The following is a 3,767-nucleotide window of genomic DNA, read 5'->3' as shown; positions in this document are numbered from 1 at the left end:
GGGCGGCGGCGAGCTTGCGCTGAGACGGGACGTGGTCGTGGGGCCCCAGCAGCAGACCGATGCGGCGGTGGCCCAGCTGGTGCAGGTGCTGGATCGCCTGCTCAGCCGCGGCCCCGTCATCCGTCGACACGGTCGCGAAGTCGAGCGCCTCGATGCGCGCATTGACGAGAACGGTCGGCAGGTTGACCTGCCGGAGCCGCTCGTAGTGCTCGTGCGCGGCATCCGCCTGGCTGTAGTTGCCGCCGAGGAAGATGACGCCCGACACCTGCTGCTGCAGCAGCAGGTCGACGTAATCCGACTCGGTGATGCCGCCGGCGTTCTGCGTGCACAGCAGCGGTGTGTAGCCGTTCTGGGTCAGCCCTCCGCCGATGATCTCGGCGAGCGCGGGGAAGATCGGATTCTGCAGCTCGGGCAGGACGAGGCCGACAAGTCGCGCGCGCTCGCCGCGGAGCTTTGTCGGCCGCTCGTAGCCGAGCACGTCGAGCGCCGTGAGCACGGCCTGGCGGGTGGCGTCCGACACTCCCGGCTTGTCGTTGAGCACACGGCTCACGGTCGCTTCGCTGACCCCGACCTTGCGCGCGACTTCGGCGAGACGCTTCGACATGCGCTCAGTGTACGCAAGAACTTGCGTGATCGCGCAAGCGGATGAAAGTCGTCGATGCCGGAACAGCAGTCGGCCGCCGCGCTGTTCCGCCTCATCATGACGACGATCGGAATCATCGGCGCAGGACACATCGGCAGCGCGCTCGCACGCGCCTTCTCAGGCCTCGGCTACGACGTGGTGATCGCGAACTCGCGAGGACCCGAGACCCTCCACGGGCCGCGAGCGACCACGCCGACGCGGTCGAACTCGTCACCGACATCTACGACAGGCTGCGCTTCGACACCGTGAGCGCCGGCCCGCTCGGCGAGTCATGGCGGCTCGAGCGCGACCGGCCTGCGTACGTGGCACGCCAGACCGCGGCCGAGCTGCGCGAGAACCTCACGAAGGCCAACCGCCTTCCCTGACCGGACAGCGACGGAATACAGAGGATGCCGCCACCGGTTGTCGCTGGGGATGAGCACCGCAGCCCCTGCCCCGGCCCTGTCCGTCCTCGACCTCGTCCCGGTGCGCACCGGGCAGACGAGCGCACAGGCGGTGGCGGCATCCCTCGACCTCGTCGCAGCGGCCGACCGGCTCGGCTTCCGCCGGTACTGGTTCGCCGAGCACCACAACATGCCGGCAGTGGCGTCGACGACGCCTCCGGTGCTCGCCGCCGCGGCGGCCGCGCGCACCTCGCGGATCCGGCTGGGGTCGGGCGGCGTCATGCTTCCCAACCACTCCCCTCTCGTGGTGGCCGAGCAGTTCGCGGCGCTCGAGGCGATCGCGCCGGGCCGCATCGACCTCGGCATCGGGCGCGCGCCGGGCTCCGACCCCGTGATCACGCAGCTGCTCCGGCAGAGCGGCACGACCAGCGACGTCGAGCGATTCCCCGAGCACGTGCGCGACATCGTGTCGCTCGTGTCGGCCGACGGGGCAGCGCTCCGGTTCACGAGCGGCGGGACCTATGACGTCCACGCCACGCCGGCCGCGACCAGCGTGCCGGAGGTGTGGCTGCTCGGCTCGAGCGACTACTCGGCCCAGCTCGCGGCATCCTTCGGCCTGCCGTACGTGTTCGCGAACCACTTCTCGGGCGAGGGACTGGAGCGCGCGCTCGAGCTGTACCGCACCCAGTTCCAGCCGAGCGAGACGCTCGCCGCGCCCCGCACGTTCCTCACCGCGAACGTGCTGGTCGCGCCCACCCAGGACGAGGCCGAGGCGCGGGCCCTGCCCAACCTGCGCATGACCGCGCGCCTGCGCACCAACCGGCCGCTCGGCGCACTCGAGACCGTCGAGCAGGCGCAGGCCGGGGCATCCGACTTCGACGCGCTCGCCGAGTCGTCCATGGCGTCGGCACGCGCGAAGTGGTTCGTCGGCACCCCCGAGACGGTCGCCGAGAGCCTCCGTGCCTTCGCGGCTGTGCACGGCGTCGACGAGGTCATGATCTCGCCGATCGCGGGATCGTACGAGAACGAGCCGATGGATGCCTCACCCGGCCGCGTGCGCACGCTCGAGCTGCTCGCCGCCGCGGTTCACCTCACCAGCGAGTAGAACCGGAAGAACCCGAAGTCCTCGATCGGCAGGATCTCGAGGTCGGCGAAGCCGGCCGCGCGCGCGTAGTCGAGCAGGATGCCGGGCCGCATCACCGTGCCCGTGCCGACGCTGGGCTGGTGGGAGAGCCCGTCGGGCAGGCAGCAGAAGAGGCTGAAGCCGTACATCAGCCGCTCGAGGTCGTCGCCGGGCGCCACCAGCGTCTCGCCGACGGCCTCGTCCATGACGATCACGAGACCGTCCTCGCGGACCGCGAGGCGCATGGCCGCGAGCACATCCATCGGCCGCGGCATGTCGTGGATGCACTCGAAGGCGAAGGCGGCATCGAACGGTCCGTAGTTGGCGAGCCCGTCGCCGTCGGCGTTGTGGAAGTGCACGCGGTCGGCCACGCCGGCACGCTCGGCGTTCTCGCGCGCCAGCTGGATCGACGGCTCGTCGATGTCGAACCCGTCCACGCGGAGCTCCGGATACGCCTGGGCCAGGGCGATCGACGACCACCCGGCACCTGTACCGACGTCGGCGATGCGAGCCCCGGGCTGCGCGAGCACCGACTCGAGCTGCGGGATCGTCGCGAAGGCACCGGGCAGCTGATCGAACCACGGTCGGTTGAGATCGGCCTGCGCCTCGCGCGCATCGGTGCCGAGCTGCTCCCAGCTGACTCCGCCGCCGTGGCGATAGGCCTCGAGCAGCTCGGGCAGCACACGGGCCGTGGCGGCGAACAGGCGCGGCATCGGACCCATGTACGCGAGGCTCGTCTCGTCGGTCAGCACCTCGGCGGCCCCGGCCGGCAGTGTGAAGCGCCGCGAGGCCGGCGACCCGTCCGCTCCCTCCTCCATCACGAGGATTCCGGCGACAGCCTGCTGTTCGAGCCACTCCCGGACGTAGCGCGGGTGCGTGCTCGTCCGCGCGGAGAGCTCGGCGACCGTCGCGGGTCCCTCTCCGGCGAGGCTGCGATACCAGCCGAGGCGATCGCCGACGTACGCTGCCATCACTTCGGTCATGCCGAGAACGGCAGCGAGCATGCGCTCGGCGAATTCGTCGGCGCTCGGGCTCTGGACGGCAGGGGCGGAGACGGCACTGCTGGACACGGGGGCTCCATTCGTTCGAGCGCGGCTCTTCGCGGCCGCACCGATCCGAAACTAGGACGGCGGCGGCCCGCGCGAATCGGGAGAATCATGCAGATCGCGCAGCGCGGCGACTGCACACGATGACGCAGGTCACCGCGACGCGTGCCGCAGCGACCCGCCCGAATGCCACCAGGCCGCCGCCGCCGTGCGAGAGCCGACGCCGATCTTGACGTAGATGTTGGCGAGGTGCCGGCCGACGGTCTTCTCACTGATGAACAGCTGCTCGGCGACGCGGCGGTTCGGCGCGCCCTGCGCCACCAGCGCGAGCACCTCGCGTTCCCGTGGCGTCAGCGGACCGGCCTGGGCAGCCGGCGTTCTCCTGTTCTCGGGGACACCCAGACGGGCGAGGATGTCGTGGGCCTCGGTCGAGGCCGCCGCGGCGGCGCCGGCATCCCCCGCCATGTCGTGCGCCCGGGACAGCAGCAGCAGGACGCGCGCCAGCTCGTACGGCTGACGGTCCGCGCGGAACGACGCCTCGGCTCGTCGCAGCGCCGCGAGAGCCGCCGGCG

Annotated in this window: 4 protein-coding genes and 1 pseudogene; 2 read left to right on the top strand and 3 right to left on the bottom strand. The window is 71.3% G+C overall.

Features of this window, described 5'->3' with window-relative positions; translation table 11 throughout:
- The coding region (locus EIO58_RS14190; RefSeq protein ID WP_164861723.1) for a LacI family DNA-binding transcriptional regulator at positions 1-604 on the bottom strand (604 nt) is incomplete at its 3' end.
- Positions 605-700: 96 nt separating this feature from the next.
- On the opposite strand from EIO58_RS14190, the pseudogene EIO58_RS14185 reads away from it, so the two are divergent.
- Both EIO58_RS14185 and EIO58_RS14180 read left to right on the top strand, forming a co-directional pair.
- Positions 701-1,008, top strand: a pseudogene (locus EIO58_RS14185) (NAD(P)-binding domain-containing protein).
- A gap of 49 nt (positions 1,009-1,057) precedes the next feature.
- The gene (locus EIO58_RS14180; protein ID WP_127820074.1) at positions 1,058-2,131 is read left to right on the top strand and encodes an LLM class flavin-dependent oxidoreductase; all 1,074 of its coding nucleotides are present in this window, start codon (positions 1,058-1,060) and stop codon (positions 2,129-2,131) included.
- Here the strand turns inward: EIO58_RS14180 and EIO58_RS14175 are convergent.
- Positions 2,113-3,219, bottom strand: coding sequence for an SAM-dependent methyltransferase (locus EIO58_RS14175; protein ID WP_240658871.1), 1,107 nt, complete (start codon positions 3,217-3,219; stop codon positions 2,113-2,115). The two genes, EIO58_RS14180 and EIO58_RS14175, sit on opposite strands and share 19 nt — an antisense overlap.
- Positions 3,220-3,348: 129 nt before the next feature.
- Positions 3,349-3,767 (bottom strand): helix-turn-helix domain-containing protein (locus tag EIO58_RS14170; protein WP_205789291.1); only part of this gene is annotated, 419 nt, incomplete at its 5' end.

This window comes from Microbacterium sp. CPCC 204701 (genome assembly GCF_004010105.1).
GTDB lineage: Bacteria > Actinomycetota > Actinomycetes > Actinomycetales > Microbacteriaceae > Microbacterium.
The sequence above is the reverse complement of the archived record's forward strand: the minus strand, read 5'-3'. Positions and strand labels throughout refer to the sequence as shown.